Raw genomic sequence first — 19,811 nt, 5'->3', positions numbered from 1 at the left:
ATAGAGAAGCGTTAACGTTCTTTATTATGTGCTCCTTTAATGCGTCATAAAAGCCAAACAGCCCCAAGTCATTCTATAGAGCGACTTGGGGCTGTTTTTTTGGTTCTATAATATATGGTGTTGGTGAATCGAAATTGATATGCTCCCCCTAAAGTAGACACTTAAAAAAGTAAAATTACTTTAGGGGGATTTTTATGCGTTCAAACAGTAAACATACAACTGAAGAAATCGAAAGATATATTTTGATGTATCTGAATGAAGGAATCAGTTTCAAAGAATTAAAAGAAGCCTATGGTTTATTAATTAATTGGACGTCCTTTTGGGATAAAGTCTTAAGATACCAAGAGCATGGAATTAGTGGGATTCAAGTTAAATCTAAGTCCAATAAATATAGCAAAGAATTTAAGGACTTAGTCGTGAAAGAATATTTAGAAGATAGATTACCTATAGGTCAGCTAGCTGTTAAATATAATATCCCAAAAGTTGATACTGTCAGGAGCTGGATAAACAAGTATACTAAAGGGGAAGAAATGAGGAGCTATTCTCCAAAATCCGAGGTGTATACGATGACAGATAAAAAATCAACACAAGAAGAAAAAATCAAAATAGTCCAAGACTGCCTAGCTAATAGTTTATCTTATAAAAAAACTGCTGAGAAGTATCAGGTATCCTACAATAACGTGTATTCATGGGTTCAAAAATATAAGAAGCATGGTCCTGACGGACTAGTAGATGGACGAGGTCGCGGCAAACCAAACTCTGTTCAAACGGAAGAAGAAAGAATCCGGGCTGAAAATGCAGCTTTAAGAGCACGAAATGAGTATCTAGAAACGGAGAACGTAGCGTTAAAAAAGTTAGAAGAAGTGGAAAGAGAGTTGATGTCACGCAAACGAGGTATGAAGCGGAATACCAAACGATCAAGAAACTACAAAAAGAAGGATACAAAGTAATCCATCTCTGTGATGCTTTGGGTGTGAGCAGAGCGGGTTATTATAAGTGGTTGAAACGCAAGCCGACTGCGTCGGAAAAACGGCTTCGAAAGCTTGTTGAATTAATCCTTCAAGTCTATGAAAAGCATAAAGGTATTTATGGCTATCGTCGAATAACTATCTATCTGAACCACTTCATGAACGCTAAAGTAAACCATAAGTGTGTCTATCGTTTGATGAAATTACTGAACTTGAAAGCTGTTATCCGTCAGAAACGATATCGTTACAAGCCCCACAATCCTGCACATATCGCCGATAATGTCCTCAATAGAGAATTCCGAAAGGACTATCAATCGATGGAAGTCTTATTAACCGATGTGACTGAATTTAAGTATGGAGAGAACGCCAAAGCTTATCTTAGTGCCATATTGGATTATGGCGAAAATAAGATCGTAGCCTTTAAACTATCGAAACGTAATGATAATGCCTTAGTTCGTGATACAGTTCGCCAAATTGAAGACAAGATTATATCAACCCAAACGCTTATTCATAGCGATCGGGGATATCAATACACGTCATACGACTTTAATAATTTTGTGAAGAAACATCAACTCACCCACAGTATGTCTCGTGTGGGAAAATGCATTGACAACGGTCCAATGGAGAACTTTTGGGGCATTATCAAAGAAGAAATGTATCGGCTGAAGACTTATATGAGCTTTGAAGAATTAGAGCGTGATATTGAACAATATATTGGTTTTTATAATACCCAACGGGTGACATTAAAAATGGGCTTAAGCATTCCGGCATAAAAAAACCATGCATGAACAGTATCATACATGGGACAAAGATTTTGTTTATTTACCTGTCTACTTGACAGGGGGCAGTTCAAATGATTCACTAACACCTTTTTCTATTTTTAAACACAAAAAAGGTCAGTGAACCCCTATAATTAAGTTACCACACCAAATAATAGGAGGATTCACATGACCCAAATTCATTGTATTAAAAAAATGTTCGGAATAAAAGACCCAAATATTATTTTAGAAGATATTCCTGTAGAATTTGAAAAACTAAACCAAATCAATCATATGATTATACAGGGGAAATTGACCTATACACCGCGTTGTTGCGTCAATTGTGGTGTTTTAAATCAATCTCATCAAGATATCATCAAGAATGGAACAAAAGTATCGACCATTAAGCTGACGCACATCAATTTTCAGCCACTTCTTCTACGCCTAAAGAAACAACGTTTCTTGTGCAAGCATTGTCATCAGACTTTTATCGCTGAAACAACTCTGGTTGAACGCCATTGTTTTATCTCCACTATTATTAAACAAACTATTGCGATGGAGCTGCGTGAAATACAGTCCATGACATTGGTAGCTCAGCACTTGTCTGTTTCGACGAGTACTGTTATTCGTGTGCTTAGACAGGTTGCGAAACCGCTAGCTTCTAAGCATCTCTACTTGCCTCAACATCTCTCTATTGATGAATTTAAGTCAGTTGGAGCTGTCTCAGGTGCGATGAGTTTTCTATTTATTGATGCTCAAAACCATCGGTTAATGGATGTCGTTGAAGACAGAAGAAAAGATCATCTCATTGATTATTTTTTACGGTATCCAAAAGAGTCTCGTTATAGCGTGAAGACGGTCACGATGGACATGTATTCGCCTTATATGGCAGTGGTAAAAACGTGTTTTCCAAACGCCCAAATTGTCATTGATCGCTTTCATATCGTGCAGCATCTCAATCGCGCACTCAATACACATCGTATTCGTGTGATGAATAATCTCTACAGTAAACGCCCGAGGGATTACCGTAAGTTAAAGAAACAATGGAAGTTGCTTTTAAAAAATGACTGGGAATTAAATGTGAGTGATTACCGAACCCATCGTCTTTATGACGGTCTGATGACTGAAAAGATGATGGTTGATTATTTATTGTCCCTTGATCCACAGTTGCGTCAGGTTTACATGTTAGTCAATCATCTCCGTTTCGCCCTTTATCAGCATGATTTTGAACAATTTAGCACGATTTTAGAAGACACTAGACAACAGATATTACCAAGAAAGATCCGTACCACCGTCCAAACGTTAGTGACACATCGAGTGGGTATTAGCAATGCCTGTTTTTATACCCTTTCTAATGGCGCCATTGAAGGTATTAACAATAAAATTAAGACCATAAAGCGATCTGGGTTTGGTTATCGTAATTACACGAATCTCCGTGCGCGTATTCTGGTCAGTTTCCGCTTGACTATCAATCATTTTGAGCCCAAGGCATTACGCTATCAAGACGAACAAGCTAGACAAAAAGAAAAAGCCAAAGTGAGAATTTAAATCTCACTTTGACTATTATAGGGTCACCAACACGATTTGACAGAGAACCGTTTTTTTAGGCGTTTTTCATTGTCAAAGTTCTTGAAAATGATTGTTTATAAGGTTAACCTTTGCTATAATAATACTATTGTGTCTCCTTAGTGTAATGGATATCACTCAAGATTCCGGTTCTTGCGATGGGGGTTCGATTCCCTCAGGAGACGTAAATAGAAAAGATGGTTTGCGAAAAGTCGTCAAAAGTGTTGATAGAACAAGGTTTCTAAATGACACAATAGTATGAAAAGGACTTTTTTAAAATAATATCGGCAAAATATCGGCAAAAAAGACTACCTAATCGATAGGTAGTCTTTTTTTGTCCTTTTGTTCGATATCCTCACATAGATTTTGTGATAAATCATCAAAAAACAATTAAAAAAGCAATCTGTGTTATAAAATCTAACAAAATGACGGTTTATTTTTAAAAATATTATGCTCTATAATTTTTGATGAAAAGGACAGTGAAAACTTGATATAACAACGTTAGTAAGCATTCTTCCAAACGTTAAATGAAACTATAGTTAGAATACACGTATAAAAATGAATTTACAATGAGAAACTATGAGGTTATAATGATAATACTTTTTAATGCTTATTGAGGAATAGGAGTGGAGCTATGACTTCGTATCATGATTTGAGTAAGAAGGAATTAACATCTAATGGAAAAAAATACCATTATTTTGATATTGCTGAAGTAACAACTGCTTTGGGTGTATCAATTGATAAGATTCCTTACACCATTCGTATTCTGTTGGAATCGTTAATACGACAAGAAGATGGTATCGATATAACAGAAACGAACATTGAACAACTAGCAAAATGGGCAGAAGATCGGCAAGATGGCGAAATACCATTTAAACCGACGCGTGTTATTCTGCAAGATTTCACAGGTGTTCCTGTTATTGTTGACCTAGCATCTATGAGAGAAGCGCTCATTCGCTTCGGTGGTATAGGTGACCAAATTAACCCAGAGATTCCAGTTGACTTAGTCGTTGACCATTCTGTTCAAGTTGATGCTTACCGAACGCCAGAAGCATTAGCCTTTAATGCTGCCCTAGAATTCGAACGAAACAAAGAACGCTATACGTTCTTGAAGTGGGCACAGAATGCTTTTTCTAACTATCGTGTTGTTCCGCCAGCGACAGGGATTATTCACCAAGTTAATATAGAGTATTTATCAGACGTCGTTGTTTCTAAAGAAGAAACGGGTGAACTGTGGGCATTTCCAGATAGTTTGGTTGGGACGGATTCTCATACAACTATGATCAATGGAATCGGTGTATTGGGCTGGGGAGTTGGTGGGATTGAAGCAGAGGCATGTATGTTAAATGAACCCTCTTACTTTCCAATTCCAGATGTAATTGGCGTGCGCTTTGTTGGTGATTTAAAAGCGGGCGCAACTGCGACAGACTTAGCTCTTAAAGTGACCCAAGTTCTTAGACAAGCAAATGTCGTTGGTAAATTTGTTGAATACTTTGGAGAAGGATTAGCATCACTAACGTTAGCTGACCGAGCAACCATTGCTAATATGGCGCCTGAGTACGGGGCGACCTGTGGCTTCTTCCCAGTTGATGATGAAACATTACGGTATATGGCGTTGACAAAACGTTCGGATGAAACCATAACTCTTGTGAAAGATGTTCTTACAGCTAATCATCTCTTTTATAAACCAGAGGTAGAGGCTGTATATTCAAATGTCATTGAAATTGATTTATCAGAAGTTGATTCAAACCTATCTGGACCAAAACGTCCGCAAGATTTAATTCCTTTATCTGATATGAAGAAATCCTTTCAAGCCGCTTTAGAAGGGCCAGAAGGCAACCAAGGTTTCGGCTTAGATTTAAAAGAATTAGAAAAATCAACAACGTGTGTCATTGACGGTCAAGAACATGTAATCAAAACAGGTGATGTTGTTATTGCCGCTATTACAAGTTGTACAAATACGTCTAATCCTTTTGTTTTAATATCCGCAGCTTTATTAGCGAAGAAAGCTGCCGAAAAAGGCCTGTCAGTATCGCCAATTGTAAAAACATCGCTGGCTCCAGGGTCAAAAGTTGTGACAGCCTATCTAGAAGATGCTGGTCTGATGCCGTATCTAGAAGCGTTAGGTTTTAATTTAGTCGGCTATGGTTGTACAACGTGTATTGGGAACTCAGGTCCTTTGCTACCAGAAATTGAAGAAGCGATACAAACAGGTAATTTGCTAGTATCTTCTGTACTGAGTGGTAACCGAAACTTTGAAGGACGGATTCATCCTCTAACTAAAGCCAACTATCTAGCATCACCGCCTTTAGTTGTGGCCTATGCCTTAGCAGGTAATGTGAATATCAATTTAACCACTGAAGCACTTGGCAAAGACAAAGACGGGCGAGATGTCTTTTTAAGTGATATTTGGCCAGAAGCAACAGAAGTCAATGACTACATTGACAAATATGTTACGCCAGAACTCTATCAAAAATATTATGCAGAAGTTTTCCATGCTAACGAAGACTGGAATGCGATCCAAACCACTGATGAAAATGTCTATGAGTGGGATATGGCTTCAACATATATTGCTAACCCGCCTTATTTTGAAGATATGAGTCCAGAAGCAGGCGAGATAGAACCATTAGTTAATCTTGGTGTGCTAGCTAAATTTGGGAATTCTGTTACGACAGACCATATTTCACCTGCCGGCGCTATCGGTATGCGTTCACCTGCTGGTAAGTTCTTAAAAGAAAATGGCGTTTCGCTTCGAGACTTTAACTCGTTCGGTTCGCGTCGTGGTCATCATGAAGTCATGATGAGAGGAACCTTTGGAAATATTCGGATTCGAAATCAAGTGGCAGAAGGTACGGAAGGTGGCTACACCACTTATTGGCCAACTGGCGAGATTATGACGATATATGATGCAGCTATGAAATACAGAGAAGACGGTACTGGGCTAGTTGTAATAGCTGGTGAAGATTACGGTATGGGTTCTTCGCGTGACTGGGCTGCTAAGGGAACAAGTTTACTAGGTGTAAAGGCTGTTATTGCCAAGAGTTATGAGCGGATCCACCGTTCAAACTTAGTGATGATGGGTGTCTTGCCTCTTCAGTTCTTAGAAGGAGAAGATGCAGATACACTTGGTTTAACGGGTGAAGAAAGCTTCTCTGTTGATTTGCCAAGAGAAACTGGTATTCGTGAAGTTGTTAATGTTCGAGCGCTTCATCCAAATGGCGAAAAAATTAACTTCCAAGCAATTGTACGTTTCGATGCGGAAGCAGATATTCGTTATTACAAACATAAAGGTATTCTTCCGATGGTTGTCCGTAAGAAATTGGAAACCATGCAGACATGAATCCCGAAAGAATTGAAGGTGAAAGAATGGAAATTGTAGGCGGCTTAGCAAATATCTATGCTTGTGATACCGAAATCAGTTCGATCATTGATGATGAATTGGCGTACGCGGGTTATAGCATCCAAGAATTAATGAATAATGACGCTAGTTTCGAAGAGGTTATCTTTTTACTGTGGTACCGTCATTTACCGACTCAAGACGAGCTCGCAACTTTTCAACAAGAATTGAAAGATTGGTCGAGTATTTCAGGTGAAGTAGAAGCTTGTTTAAGAATTCAAACACGACAAAATCTTCATCCGATGAGTGTTTTACGTACGACGGTCTCTTTGTTAGGGGTTTTTGATCCTTATGCTGAAGAAAATTCAGAAAAATCAGCTAAGATTCAAAGCTTATCTTTACAAGCGAAAATGCCAACAATTGTTGCTGCTTTTTCAAGGCTTCGTAAAGGGTTGAATCCGATTCAACCGAGAAATGATTTAGGATTTACTGCTAATTTTCTTTATATGTTAACGGGTGAAGAACCGACAGCAACTCAGGTAAAGGCATTAAATCAAGCGCTTGTTCTTCATGCCGATCATGAACTGAATGCATCGACCTTTGCTTCTCGTGTGTCAGCGTCAACCTTATCAGATGTATACTCTTGTGTGACTACTGCTATTGGCACGTTAAAAGGGTCGCTTCATGGGGGAGCTAACGAGCGAGTATTTGATATGCTAGAAGAGATTTATAACAATGGAACAGCTGCAGAATATTTACAGAAAAAGTTAGATTCTAAAGAAAAAATCATGGGTTTTGGCCACCGTGTTTATAAAACAGTAGACCCACGTCAAAGTTATCTAAAAGAAATGGCTTATCAACTGACTCATGATACGGAAGATGCGAGATGGTACGATATATCAGTCGAAATTGAAGAGTATATCCGTGATGCAAGAGGGTTAATACCCAATGTCGATTTCTACTCTGCAACGGTCTATCATGTGTTGGGAATTGAAAGTGATCTCTTTACGCTGATTTTTGCTATGAGCCGTGTATCGGGTTGGTTAGCACATATTAAGGAGCAGCGCGAAAACAATAGTTTGATTCGTCCGCGTTCACGCTATATTGGCCCAAGTGGTCAAGTTTATATTCCAATTGACAAGCGATAGTAACCAAGGAGGATAAGTGTTTATGGTAGATGGAGAAAAAATTAAAGTTGTTGATGGCAAGTTAGTGATCCCAGATTATCCTGTTATTCCCTTCATTGAAGGAGACGGGATCGGACCAGATATTTGGAAAGCAGCTGAACGAGTTTTTGATGCAGCAGTTGAGAAAGCTTATCAAGCGAAACGCCAAATTGTTTGGAAGGAAGTGCTAGCAGGAGAAAAAGCATATGACCAAACAGGAGAATGGTTACCTAAAGAGACCCTAGATGTGATTGATGAATACTTGATTGCTATAAAAGGACCTTTAACGACACCGATTAGTGGCGGTTTCCGTTCGTTGAACGTTGCTTTAAGGCAAGTACTTGATTTATATGTCTGTTTACGGCCTGTCCGTTATTTTGAAGGCGTACCATCACCGTTAAAGCAACCTGAATTAACAGATATGGTTATCTTTAGAGAGAATACAGAAGATATTTATGCCGGTATCGAATTTGAGAAGGATAGTGACCAAGCACGGAAAATAATTGACTTCTTAATTAATGAAATGGGCATCAACAAGATTCGTTTCCCTGAAACAAGTGGGATTGGTATTAAGCCTGTTTCTAAAGAAGGGACGGAGCGTTTGGTTAGAGCAGCTATTAGCTATGCCATTAAGGAAAATCGTCCGACAGTCACACTCGTTCATAAAGGTAATATTATGAAGTACACAGAAGGCGCCTTTAAAAATTGGGGATATGACCTAGCTGAAAATGAGTTTGGCGATGATGTCTTTACTTGGCAACAGTATGATCGGATTAAAGCAGCAGATGGAGCGGATGCAGCGAACAAAGCGCAAGACGAAGCTGTTGCTGCCGGTAAAATTATTGTCAAAGACGTCATTGCAGATATTTTCCTTCAACAGATTTTAACGCGTCCAGCTGAATTTGATGTTGTGGCGACCATGAACTTGAATGGGGATTACATTTCAGATGCTCTTGCTGCGCAAGTAGGCGGTATTGGTATTGCGCCTGGAGCGAATATTAACTATCTGACTGGGCATGCTATTTTTGAAGCAACACATGGGACGGCTCCGAAATATGCAGGTCTTGATAAGGTTAATCCATCGTCAGTTATTCTCTCTGGAACTTTAATGTTAGAGCATATTGGATGGGGAGAAGCAGCCGATTTGATTATTGCTGCTCTTGAAAAAACCATTTTAAATAAAACGGTAACCTATGACTTTGCTCGTCTAATGGATGGCGCAACTGAGGTAAGCTGTTCGCAATTTGGAGACTTGTTAATCGAAAACTTATAAGGACTGACTAGAAACAATCGAAAAAACATTCGATTGTTTCTTTTTCGAGCGAATTTCCTATAATTTTTTCAAAAGTTTGGTAAAATAGGTTAGAATAAGTTTCTTTCTAGGAAGGTCAAACAGCGACACTTAATTATTGACCTTATTTGACCTTTGTTATACAATGAGAAATGTAAAGAAAGAAATTATCGTATAGGAGGAAACTAACATGAATTTAATACCTACAGTTATCGAACAATCATCACGCGGTGAACGCGCTTATGATATTTACTCAAGACTTTTAAAAGACCGTATCATTATGTTGAGCGGCCCAATTGACGACAACACAGCTAACTCTGTTATCGCTCAATTATTATTCTTAGATGCTCAAGATCCAGAAAAAGATATTTATATTTATATCAACTCACCAGGTGGTTCTGTATCAGCAGGTCTTGCTATTTATGATACGATGAACTTTGTTAAGGCAGATGTTCAAACTATCGCAATGGGAATGGCAGCTTCAATGGGTAGTTTCTTGTTAACAGCAGGAGCTAAAGGTAAACGTTTTGCCTTGCCAAATGCTGAAATTATGATTCACCAACCATTAGGCGGTGCGCAAGGTCAAGCAACTGAAATTGAAATTGCTGCACGACACATTTTAAAAACACGTGAACGTTTGAATAAGATTTTATCTGAAAAAACAGGACAACCAATGGAAGTTATTGAGAGAGATACTGACCGTGATAACTATATGAGTGCTGATCAAGCAAAAGAATATGGTATTATCGATGAAGTGATGACAAGCTCTAAAAATTTAGCTTAATTTGTTTAAGGCAGCCAAATAAAAAGGCTGTCTTTTTTTTTACAGCTTCGTTGGGACGTTTATTGACCAATGTAACTATTAAAAAATAGTAAGAAAACAAAGTTAAAAGTATAAAGGCTTGTCAAATGCTATTAAAATTGTTAGAATAAAATGCGTAAGGTTAATAAATGCAGATTACTTCTCCTTTTTTCAACAAAAAATAAAATGATATTTTTTAAAAGAAGAGTTTTTCTTTGTTGGACTTAAATCGTCCAATACATTAGAGATGGGGGATTATATGAAGAATTCCATTTCCGTCTTACAGAAAATAGTTCCTGATTTATTATCAGTTCTTCATTCTCGTTATCGAATTTTGAAAGAGATTCGAGAGTCCGCACCAGTTGGACGAAGAGCATTATCGGAAAAGTTGAATCAGTCTGAACGTACCTTACGCACAGAAACAGATTTTTTACGAAAAAACGGTATTATCTCTAGTTCCAAGGCTGGTATGACCTTGACTCTTAAAGGGAAGAAGATTCTTTTTGAACTTGAACAAACCGTTGATCAGTTTATGAAGATGAATGAAAAAGAAGAGGAACTAGCTAAGAGGCTGAAATTACAACTCTGTCGTATTATCCCGGGAAACCTTGATGATGACCCGGACGTACTCGACCAGTTAGGAATAGCAGCGGTTGAAATGTTCGATGAGCTTTTACCAGAAGGTGAATTCATCGTTGCAGTAGCAGGTGGAAGTACCATGGCTACTATGGCAAGACACATGACAACAAATCTATCTGACAATCGTAAATTCACTTTTGTTCCGTCACGAGGCGGCTTAGGTGAAGTGATGTCCATTCAAGCCAACTCTGTGAGTGATCTGATGGCGCAAGCAACAGGTGGGGAAAATACAGCATTATTTGCTCCGGATAACCTAAGTGCACAGGCACTGGATTCATTGAAAGATGAACCAACCATTCGTTATACAATTAATATGATGAAACGTGCGAATTGCTTGTTATATAGCATCGGAAATGCTAAAGTTATGATGGAACGTCGGCGCATGTCAGCTGACGAAAAAGAACGGTTAAATGAGAGTGAAGTAGTCGGAGAAGCATTTGGGTGTTACTTTGATGAAAAGGGAAATATCACCTCTCGTTTATCACGGTTTGGTCTTCAAATGGAAGACGTCGAAGAAATTCCCTATGCGATAGCCATAGCAGGAGGAGAATTAAAAGCAAAAGCGATTAAAGCTTATTCACATATCGCACCTGATCATACATGGCTTGTAACAGATGAAGGTGCCGCTAACTCGATTTTAAAAGGGGATACCCTTTAAAATAAAAAAACTGATTATCCTAAAGGAGGAAATCTTAGTATGACAACAAAAATAGCAATTAATGGGTTTGGACGTATTGGTCGTCTTGCATTCCGTCGTATCCAAGAACTTGAAGGTATCGAAGTGGTAGCAGTAAACGACTTGACTGACGCAAAAATGTTAGCTCATTTGTTAAAATATGACACTACACAAGGACGTTTCGATGGTGAAGTTGTAGTTAACGAAGACTCATTCACAATCAATGGTAAAGAAGTTAAAATCTTCTCACACAGAAACCTAGCTGACAACCCATGGGGTGAGTTAGGTGTAGAATTTGTATTAGAATGTACTGGTTTCTTCAACAGTAAAGATGCAGCAATGGCTCATATCGAAGCTGGCGCAAAACGCGTTCTATTATCTGCTCCTGCAGGTAGCGATGTTAAAACAATCGTTTACAACGTTAACCATGAAACATTAACAGCAGACGATGTTATCGTATCTGGTGCTTCATGTACGACTAACTGTTTAGCTCCTATGGCTAAAACATTGAACGATGAGTTTGGTATCGTTTCAGGTCTTATGACTACAATCCACGCTTACACAGGTGACCAAAACACATTGGATGCTCCACATGCAAAAGGTGACTTCCGTCGTGCTCGTGCCGCTGCAGAAAGCATCATCCCTAACACAACTGGTGCTGCTAAAGCAATCGGTGATGTTTTACCAGAACTTAAAGGTAAACTTGATGGCGCTGCACAACGTGTTCCTGTAGCTGCTGGTTCATTAACTGAATTAATTACAGTTCTAGACAAAAAAGTTACTGTTGACGAAGTTAACGCTGCAATGAAAGCTGCTGCTAACGAATCTTACGGTTACAACGAAGATCAAATCGTTTCTGCAGATATCGTAGGAATGACTTACGGTTCATTGTTTGACGAAACTCAAACTAAAGTAATGACAGTTGGAGACCAACAATTAGTTAAAACTGTTTCTTGGTACGATAACGAAATGTCATATACTGCTCAATTAGTTCGTACTTTAGAATACTTTACTAACCTATAAGATTTGAATTAATCCGATAGCGGATCGTAAAGAACGAAAAGCGGGGAAGCATCGCGCTTCCCTGCTTTTTTTATGAAAACTCAAACTGGGGGTCATCCTATGACAAAGAAAGTTGTAACAGACTTAGCTGTAACAGGTAAAAAAGTTTTAGTTCGTGCAGATTTCAACGTACCAATGAAAGACGGCGAAATTACTAACGATAACCGTATTGTTCAAGCATTGCCAACAATCGAATATTTATTAGAAAATAACGCAAAAGTTATCCTATTTTCTCACTTAGGTAAAGTGAAAACGGAAGAAGACAAAGCTAAATTGTCTCTTAAACCAGTTGCAACACGCCTAGGAGAATTATTAGGTAAAGACGTAACATTTGTTCCACAAACACGTGGTGCAGAATTAGAAGAAGCAATCAACAATCTAAAAGACGGCGACGTTTTAGTATTTGAAAACACTCGTTTTGAAGACGTTGATGGTAAAAAAGAAAGCAAAAACGATCCTGAATTAGGTAAATACTGGGCTAGCCTAGGTGACTTGTTCGTTAACGATGCATTTGGAACGGCTCACCGTGCTCACGCATCTAACGTAGGAATCGCTTCAAACTTAGAATCAGCAGCAGGTTTCTTGATGGATAAAGAAATCAAATTCATCGGTGGCGCTGTTGACGAGCCAGCACGTCCTTTCGTAGCTATCCTTGGTGGAGCTAAAGTAAGCGACAAAATTGGTGTTATCGAAAACCTACTAGAAAAAGCTGATAAAGTTATTATCGGTGGTGGTATGGCTTATACTTTTGCTAAAGCAGAAGGTAAAGAAATCGGTACTTCTCTATTAGAAGCTGACAAAGTAGAATTAGCTAAAGACTTAATTGCTCGCGCAGGCGACAAATTAATCTTGCCAATCGACGCTCATTTAGCAACAACATTCAGCAACGATGCTTCAGCAGGTGTTGTTTCTGCAGATGAAATGCCTGAAGATAAAATGGCATTAGACGTTGGTCCTGCAACTGTAGAACTGTTTGCTAAAGAATTAGAAGGCGCTAAAACAGTTGTATGGAATGGTCCAATGGGCGTATTCGAATTAGACAACTTTGCTAAAGGAACAATTGGTGTTTGTGAAGCTATCGCTAAATTAGACGATGCTGTAACAATCATCGGTGGGGGAGATTCAGCTGCTGCAGCAATGCAATTAGGATTTGCTGAAGACTTTACTCACATTTCAACAGGTGGCGGTGCTTCTCTAGAATATCTAGAAGGTAAAGAACTACCAGGTGTTGCATCAATTTCTGATAAATAAAAACCGTTGTAAGATCAAGTAGGAGGATTATTATGCGTAAACCAATTATCGCTGGTAACTGGAAAATGAATAAAACTGCTGAAGAAGCGCACGCGTTTATCGAAGCAGTTAAACATGCCGTACCATCAAATGACAAAGTAGATTCAGTGATTGGATCACCAGCTTTGTATTTAGAAAAAATGATTTCAGATAGCAAAGGTACTGACCTTAAAGTTGCTGCTCAAAACTGCTACTTTGAAGAAGAAGGAGCATTTACAGGCGAAATCAGCCCGAAAGCTCTTGGTGCATTAGGAACTGACTATGTGATTATCGGACACTCTGAACGTAGAGAATACTTCCACGAAACAGATGAAGATATTAACAAAAAAGCACATGCAATTTTCCGTAACAACATGACACCTATCGTTTGTTGTGGTGAAACACTAGAACAAAGAGAAGCTGGCGAAACAAATGACTGGATTAAAGGTCAAATTACTAACGCTTTGAAAGATTTGACTGCTGGTCAAGTAGCTAGCTTGGTTATTGCTTACGAACCAATCTGGGCAATCGGTACTGGTAAATCATCGACATCACAAGATGCTAACGACACATGTGGCGTTGTACGTCAAACAGTTCGTGACTTATATGACGCTGATACAGCAGATAAAGTTCGCATCCAATACGGTGGAAGTGTTAAGCCAGAAAACATCCAAGAATACATGGGTCAAGAACATATTGACGGTGCTCTTGTAGGTGGCGCAAGTTTAGAAGCAGAATCTTTCTTGCAACTATTGGAGGCAGTAAAATAATGACTAAAAAACCTGTAGCAATCATCATTCTTGATGGCTTTGGTAAGCGTGACGAAACAGTTGGTAATGCTGTTGCTCAAGCAAATAAACCAAATTTTGACCGCTACTGGAACGAATTTCCTCATGCAACAATGGCAGCATCTGGTTTAGCTGTAGGCTTACCAGAAGGCCAGATGGGTAATTCAGAAGTAGGACATACAAATATTGGTGCTGGTCGTGTTGTCTACCAAAGTTTAACACGTATCGATAAAGCAATTAGTGATGGTGAGTTTTTAACAAACCCAGCATTAACAGCTGCTTACAACCATGCGCTTGACAATAACTCAAGCTTGCATTTATTTGGTTTGTTGTCTGACGGTGGTGTACACAGTCACATTAACCATGTACTTGCTTTGCTTGAGAGTGCAAAAGAAAAAGGAATCAAAAACGTTTACCTACATGCTTTCTTAGATGGACGTGACGTTGATCCTCATGCTGCACCTGGTTATATCAAGACAGTAGAAGATAAAATGCAAGAACTTGGAGTAGGCGAAATTGCATCAGTTTCAGGTCGTTACTATGCAATGGACCGCGACAAACGTTGGGAACGTGTTGAAAAAGCATATGACGCTGTTGTCCTTGGAAAAGGTGAAGAATTTACATCTGCTCAAGCAGTTGTAGAAGCAAGCTATGCAAACAATGTAACCGATGAATTCGTTATGCCAAGTGTCATTGTTAAAGATGGCAAACCAGTTGCGCCAGTTCACGATAATGATGCTGTTATCTTCTTTAACTTCCGTCCAGACCGTGCGATTCAATTATCAAATGCCTTTACAAATGTAGAGTGGGCAGAATTTGATCGTGGCGTACGTCCGGAAAATGTTAAATTTGTTTCAATGACACTATACCAAGATTCTGTTATTGGAGAAGTGGCTTTCCCGCCAATTCCATTAACAAACGTGGTTGCTGAAGTGTTGAGTAACAAAGGCTTAACACAGCTACATGCTGCTGAAACTGAAAAGTACCCACACGTGACATTCTTTATGAATGGTGGTAAGCATGATCCATATGAAGGCGAAGACCGTATTCTGATTCCATCACCAAAAGTAGCTACTTATGACTTAAAACCAGAAATGAGTGCTTACGAATTAGGCGATGCAATGGCGAATGCTATTGACGAAGACAAGTACGACGCTATCATCTTGAACTTTGCAAACCCAGACATGGTGGGACACTCAGGTATGTTAGAGCCAACAATTAAAGCAATTGAAGCTGTTGACGAAAACCTAGGTAAAGTCGTTGATCGTATTTTAGCACACGATGGTTACGCAATTATTTTTGCTGATCATGGTAACGCAGATACAATGATTACACCAGAAGGAACACCACATACAGCTCATACAACTGTACCTGTTCCTGTTATTGTAACGAAAAAAGATGTGACATTGCGTACTGACGGTAAACTAGCCGATGTAGCACCAACAATGTTAGATTTATTGAATGTTGAGAAACCAGCAGAAATGACTGGTGAATCATTGATTATTAAGTAATCAATGATTGTAAGAAGTGGTTGCAATCTTAGTAAAAGTTGTCTAAAATTAGTATGTAAAACCAAGTATTGTTTTATAAAAAGGAGAGAAAAAAATGCCATTCATTACAGATATTTTGGCTAGAGAAGTTCTTGATTCACGCGGTAACCCAACAGTAGAGGTTGAGGTATACACAGAAAGCGGCGCATTCGGACGCGGTATGGTTCCGTCTGGAGCATCTACTGGTGAACACGAAGCTGTAGAATTACGTGACGGCGACAAAGATCGTTACTTAGGAAAAGGTGTACAAAAAGCTGTAGAAAACGTTGAGCTAATCGCTGACGCTGTTATCGGTTTTGACGTACGTGACCAACTAGCTATCGATAGAACTATGATCGAATTAGATGGAACACCAAACAAAGGTAAATTAGGAGCAAACGCTATTCTAGCTGTTTCTATCGCTGTAGCTCGCGCTGCTGCTGACTACCTAGATGTACCTCTATACCAATACCTAGGTGGGTTCAACTCTAAAGTTTTACCAACTCCAATGATGAACATTATCAACGGTGGATCTCACTCTGATGCACCAATCGCGTTCCAAGAGTTCATGATTCTTCCTGTTGGAGCACCAACATTCAAAGAAGCACTACGTTGGGGAGCTGAAATCTTCCACAAACTTGCTTCAATCCTTAAAGCTCGTGGCCTAGAAACATCTGTAGGTGACGAAGGTGGATTCGCACCTCGTTTCGAAGGAACTGAAGACGGTGTTGAAACAATTCTTGAAGCAATTAAAGCTGTAGGTCTAGAACCAGGTAAAGATGTTTACCTAGGATTTGACTGTGCATCTTCAGAATTCTACGAAGACGGTATCTACGACTACTCTAAATTCGAAGGTGAAGGCGGAGCTAAACGTACTGCTGCTGAACAAGTAGATTACTTAGAAGAATTAGTTAACAAATACCCAATCATCTCAATCGAAGATGGTATGGACGAAAATGACTGGGATGGATGGAAACTATTGACTGAACGCCTAGGCGAAAAAGTTCAATTAGTTGGTGACGACTTGTTCGTAACAAACACTGAAATCTTAAGCAAAGGGATTAAAAACCACATCGGTAACTCAATCCTAATCAAAGTTAACCAAATCGGTACTTTGACAGAAACATTTGAAGCAATTGAAATGGCTAAAAAAGCTGGTTACACTGCTGTTATCTCTCACCGTTCAGGTGAAACAGAAGACGCAACAATCGCTGATATCGCTGTTGCAACAAATGCTGGTCAAATCAAAACTGGTTCATTAAGCCGTACTGACCGTATCGCTAAATACAACCAATTATTACGTATTGAAGATCAATTAGGTGAACTAGCTGTTTACGAAGGTCTAGAAGCATTCTACAACCTAGAAAACAAATAATAACCTTTTAAGTTAAAAAAGCTCTACTTGCATGAAAATGCAGGTAGAGCTTTTTTGCATTTGTCGAACATTTTTTAGGTTTGTATTTAAAAGTGTTCGGAAATAGCTGAAATGATATAAATTTGAATAAGAAGAGGTTTATGTTAAAATCAACTAAAATAATGATTTAACTCCAAAAAGGCAAAAAAATATAATTTGTTATTAACGAATATTACTTTTTTTAGTAACTTTCTCTTTTACCCTTTTTTAATTGTTAAAATCTGCTATAATAATTTATGAAAATAGAATTAAAAAAATATTAGAAAAAGCAAATGAGGCGATATGATGAAAACAACATGGAATTTTTCGGCTGGTCCAGCTATCCTACCAAAATCTGTTTTAGAAAAAGCTCAACACGAATTACTATCTTATGAAAATAGTGGCATGTCCGTAATGGAGTTGAGTCATCGATCCTCGCTTTTTCAAGCTATTATTGATGATGCAGAAGCTCATTTACGCCAATTAATGGCTATTCCAGATAACTATAAAGTTTTATTTATTCAGGGTGGGGCAACGCTTCAATTCGCTGCTATACCGTTGAATCTTTTGAAAGATGGTAAGGCTGGTTATATTGTCTCTGGCTCATGGGGGGAAAAAGCTTATCAAGAAGCAGAAGCTCTAATTGGTGACCGAGCTGTTATCTTAGCAAACACAAAAGAAAACAAACATACCCTTATTCCAGAAGTTACAGAAATTCCAGAAGGATTAGATTATGTTCACATTACAACAAACAATACGATTGAAGGAACAGCATACCAAACTATTCCAACATTCGGTGACGTACCAGTCGTAGCCGATATGTCTTCAAATATTTTATCTGCTAACTACAATGTCAGCGACTTTGGTTTGATTTACGCTGGTGCACAGAAAAATATTGGTCCAGCAGGCGTAACAATCGTCATTGTTCGTGAAGACCTGTTACAAGATACCCCAGGAATTCCAACTATGCTTGACTACAAGACCTATGTCAGCTCAGGATCAATGTATAATACACCACCAACCTTTGCGATTTATATGGCAAAATTAGTATTCGAGTGGTTAATCGAATTAGGCGGCGTTAGTGAAATGGTGAAAACAAACCAAGAAAAAGCGGGTCTTTTATATCAAACGATTGAAGAGTCTGATTTCTACCAATCACCTGTTCAAAAAGAATTCCGTTCGCTAACGAATATTCCGTTTACACTAACAGATGACACTTTAACAAAAGACTTCTTAAAAGAAGCACAAGAGCGCGGTTTTGTTAACTTAAAAGGTCACCGTTCAGTAGGCGGTATGCGCGCGAGTTTGTATAATGCCTTTCCACTAGAAGGTGTTCAGGAACTAGTTGCATTTATGAAAGAATTCGAAGAAAACAGAGGAGCTAAATAAGCATGATGAGAGACATTCAAACTTTTAATATGATCGCAACAGAAGGGTTAGACCTTCTGAATAAAAAGGAATACAGTTTAAATGAGACACAAGATGCAGAAGCAATTTTATTAAGAAGTAAAAAAATCCATGATTTAACCTTTAATGAGAGCTTACTAGCGATTGCGCGTGCAGGTGCAGGTGTGAATAACATTCCAATTGAACGTGCTTCAGAAGAGGGAATTGTCGTTTTCAACACACCAGGTGCTAACGCTAATGCTGTTAAGGAAATGGTTATTGCTGGTTTGATTATGGCGGCTCGCCCCATTTACCGAGGTATAAACTGGTTGAAAGAACTACAAGGCGATGATATTTCTGAGCAAGTAGAAGCTGGTAAAAAGCAATTTTCAGGAACAGAGCTAGCTGGCAAAACGTTAGGTGTAATTGGGCTAGGCGCAATCGGTTCTTTATTAGCGACAGATGCTTATCATTTGAAAATGGATGTTATCGGCTATGATCCATATGTATCAGTTGAAACAGCTTGGAATATATCAAGACGTGTTAAAAACGCGAAAACATTACAAGAAGTATTGAGAGATTCAGACTATATCTCAATTCACATTCCCGTAAATGCTAATACAGAAGGGTATGTTGATAAAGAATTTATTAACCAAATGAAAGACGGCGCTGTATTATTGAACTTTGCTCGAAATGAATTAATTGTTAAGGAAGACTTGTTAGAAGCATTAGAAGAAGGAAAATTGTCTAAATACGTGACCGACTTTGCCGAAAAAGAATTTTTTGACAACGATAAAATTATGATGTTCCCACATTTAGGCGCATCAACCGATGAAGCAGAGGTACAATGTTCAATTATGGCAGTCAAAACATTGAAATACTTCTTAGAAACAGGAAATATTATCAATTCTGTGAATTTCCCAACGATTGATGTACCATTACAATCACCACTACGTATCACCATTGTCAATCGTAATGTTCCTAATATGATTGGTCAAATTTCAGCAATTTTAGCCAAACATTTTGTTAATATTGATAATATTCTGAACAGGAGTCGTGGTAATTACGCCTATACGGTTATTGATATTCCAGAGGTTGAAATGTCCTTGTTAGAAGAGGTAACCGGTCAAATTCAAGAAATATCAGGTGTAATAAAAACGCGTATCATAGAAAGGAAGTAA

At 38.5% G+C, this 19,811-nt stretch carries 14 protein-coding genes, 1 tRNA gene and 1 pseudogene; all 16 read left to right on the top strand.

The window, feature by feature from the left end; all coding sequences use genetic code 11:
- Nucleotides 1-194: 194 nt before the first annotated feature.
- The 16 genes and pseudogenes from G7057_RS11945 to G7057_RS00405 all read left to right on the top strand — a co-directional run bounded on the left by G7057_RS11945 (nt 195) and on the right by G7057_RS00405 (nt 19,811).
- Nucleotides 195-950 (top strand): helix-turn-helix domain-containing protein, encoded by a 756-nt coding sequence (locus G7057_RS11945; protein ID WP_076766434.1) that lies wholly within the window; start codon nt 195-197, stop codon nt 948-950.
- Nucleotides 908-1,741 (top strand): annotated as a pseudogene (locus tag G7057_RS00475) (IS3 family transposase); the annotation flags it as partial. The gene G7057_RS11945 and the pseudogene G7057_RS00475, both read left to right, overlap by 43 nt.
- A gap of 174 nt (nt 1,742-1,915) precedes the next feature.
- Nucleotides 1,916-3,274, top strand: coding sequence for an ISL3 family transposase (locus G7057_RS00470; RefSeq protein WP_076766430.1), 1,359 nt, complete (start codon nt 1,916-1,918; stop codon nt 3,272-3,274).
- A 131-nt stretch (nt 3,275-3,405) separates the two neighbouring features.
- Nucleotides 3,406-3,477: transfer RNA gene (locus G7057_RS00465), tRNA-Arg, on the top strand.
- Nucleotides 3,478-3,926: 449 nt separating this feature from the next.
- On the top strand, nt 3,927-6,632 hold the full coding sequence (gene acnA / locus G7057_RS00460; protein WP_166160546.1) for an aconitate hydratase AcnA: 2,706 nt from the start codon (nt 3,927-3,929) through the stop codon (nt 6,630-6,632).
- A gap of 26 nt (nt 6,633-6,658) precedes the next feature.
- Nucleotides 6,659-7,777 carry a citrate synthase gene (locus tag G7057_RS00455; protein WP_166160545.1) on the top strand — a complete coding sequence of 373 codons (1,119 nt, stop codon included), beginning with the start codon at nt 6,659-6,661 and terminating at the stop codon, nt 7,775-7,777.
- A gap of 22 nt (nt 7,778-7,799) precedes the next feature.
- Nucleotides 7,800-9,068, top strand: coding sequence for an NADP-dependent isocitrate dehydrogenase (gene icd / locus G7057_RS00450; RefSeq protein WP_166160544.1), 1,269 nt, complete (start codon nt 7,800-7,802; stop codon nt 9,066-9,068).
- A 208-nt stretch (nt 9,069-9,276) separates the two neighbouring features.
- The gene (gene clpP / locus G7057_RS00445; protein WP_166160543.1) at nt 9,277-9,870 is read left to right on the top strand and encodes an ATP-dependent Clp endopeptidase proteolytic subunit ClpP; all 594 of its coding nucleotides are present in this window, start codon (nt 9,277-9,279) and stop codon (nt 9,868-9,870) included.
- 277 nt (nt 9,871-10,147) lie between these two features.
- Nucleotides 10,148-11,185, top strand: a complete 1,038-nt coding sequence (locus G7057_RS00440; protein ID WP_166160542.1) for a sugar-binding transcriptional regulator — start codon at nt 10,148-10,150, stop codon at nt 11,183-11,185.
- A gap of 39 nt (nt 11,186-11,224) precedes the next feature.
- Entirely contained in the window at nt 11,225-12,226 is a 1,002-nt protein-coding gene (gap, locus tag G7057_RS00435) for a type I glyceraldehyde-3-phosphate dehydrogenase (RefSeq protein ID WP_166160541.1), read from the top strand.
- 99 nt (nt 12,227-12,325) lie between these two features.
- Nucleotides 12,326-13,516: a phosphoglycerate kinase gene (locus tag G7057_RS00430; RefSeq protein WP_166160540.1), complete on the top strand. Its 1,191-nt coding sequence runs from the start codon at nt 12,326-12,328 to the stop codon at nt 13,514-13,516.
- Nucleotides 13,517-13,548: 32 nt separating this feature from the next.
- Nucleotides 13,549-14,304 (top strand): triose-phosphate isomerase, encoded by a 756-nt coding sequence (tpiA, locus tag G7057_RS00425; protein WP_166160539.1) that lies wholly within the window; start codon nt 13,549-13,551, stop codon nt 14,302-14,304.
- A complete protein-coding gene (gpmI, locus tag G7057_RS00420) occupies nt 14,304-15,833 on the top strand; it encodes a 2,3-bisphosphoglycerate-independent phosphoglycerate mutase (RefSeq protein ID WP_076765653.1) in 1,530 nt (509 codons plus the stop codon). Before tpiA ends, gpmI begins: the two co-directional genes overlap by 1 nt.
- A gap of 94 nt (nt 15,834-15,927) precedes the next feature.
- Complete coding sequence (gene eno, locus G7057_RS00415; protein ID WP_166160538.1) at nt 15,928-17,226, top strand: phosphopyruvate hydratase; 1,299 nt, start codon at nt 15,928-15,930, stop codon at nt 17,224-17,226.
- Between the two features lie 324 nt (nt 17,227-17,550).
- Nucleotides 17,551-18,633, top strand: coding sequence for a 3-phosphoserine/phosphohydroxythreonine transaminase (gene serC / locus G7057_RS00410; RefSeq protein WP_166160537.1), 1,083 nt, complete (start codon nt 17,551-17,553; stop codon nt 18,631-18,633).
- 5 nt (nt 18,634-18,638) lie between these two features.
- Entirely contained in the window at nt 18,639-19,811 is a 1,173-nt protein-coding gene (locus G7057_RS00405) for a phosphoglycerate dehydrogenase (protein ID WP_166163975.1), read from the top strand.

The sequence above is a fragment of the Jeotgalibaca arthritidis genome (assembly GCF_011100465.1).
Taxonomy (GTDB): Bacteria; Bacillota; Bacilli; order Lactobacillales; family Aerococcaceae; genus Jeotgalibaca; species Jeotgalibaca arthritidis.
Note: the sequence above shows the minus strand (reverse complement) of the source record. Positions and strands in the feature narration are given on the sequence as shown.

What these genes read in the sequence shown, in the direction of transcription:
- G7057_RS11945 (WP_076766434.1), top strand. Translation starts at nt 195, where the DNA reads ATGCGTTCAAACAGTAAACATACAACTGAAGAAATCGAAAGATATATT.
- serC (WP_166160537.1), top strand. Translation starts at nt 17,551, where the DNA reads ATGAAAACAACATGGAATTTTTCGGCTGGTCCAGCTATCCTACCAAAA.
- gap (WP_166160541.1), top strand. Translation starts at nt 11,225, where the DNA reads ATGACAACAAAAATAGCAATTAATGGGTTTGGACGTATTGGTCGTCTT.
- icd (WP_166160544.1), top strand. Translation starts at nt 7,800, where the DNA reads ATGGTAGATGGAGAAAAAATTAAAGTTGTTGATGGCAAGTTAGTGATC.
- eno (WP_166160538.1), top strand. Translation starts at nt 15,928, where the DNA reads ATGCCATTCATTACAGATATTTTGGCTAGAGAAGTTCTTGATTCACGC.
- G7057_RS00455 (WP_166160545.1), top strand. Translation starts at nt 6,659, where the DNA reads ATGGAAATTGTAGGCGGCTTAGCAAATATCTATGCTTGTGATACCGAA.
- acnA (WP_166160546.1), top strand. Translation starts at nt 3,927, where the DNA reads ATGACTTCGTATCATGATTTGAGTAAGAAGGAATTAACATCTAATGGA.
- G7057_RS00430 (WP_166160540.1), top strand. Translation starts at nt 12,326, where the DNA reads ATGACAAAGAAAGTTGTAACAGACTTAGCTGTAACAGGTAAAAAAGTT.
- G7057_RS00405 (WP_166163975.1), top strand. Translation starts at nt 18,639, where the DNA reads ATGAGAGACATTCAAACTTTTAATATGATCGCAACAGAAGGGTTAGAC.
- G7057_RS00440 (WP_166160542.1), top strand. Translation starts at nt 10,148, where the DNA reads ATGAAGAATTCCATTTCCGTCTTACAGAAAATAGTTCCTGATTTATTA.
- tpiA (WP_166160539.1), top strand. Translation starts at nt 13,549, where the DNA reads ATGCGTAAACCAATTATCGCTGGTAACTGGAAAATGAATAAAACTGCT.
- clpP (WP_166160543.1), top strand. Translation starts at nt 9,277, where the DNA reads ATGAATTTAATACCTACAGTTATCGAACAATCATCACGCGGTGAACGC.
- G7057_RS00470 (WP_076766430.1), top strand. Translation starts at nt 1,916, where the DNA reads ATGACCCAAATTCATTGTATTAAAAAAATGTTCGGAATAAAAGACCCA.
- gpmI (WP_076765653.1), top strand. Translation starts at nt 14,304, where the DNA reads ATGACTAAAAAACCTGTAGCAATCATCATTCTTGATGGCTTTGGTAAG.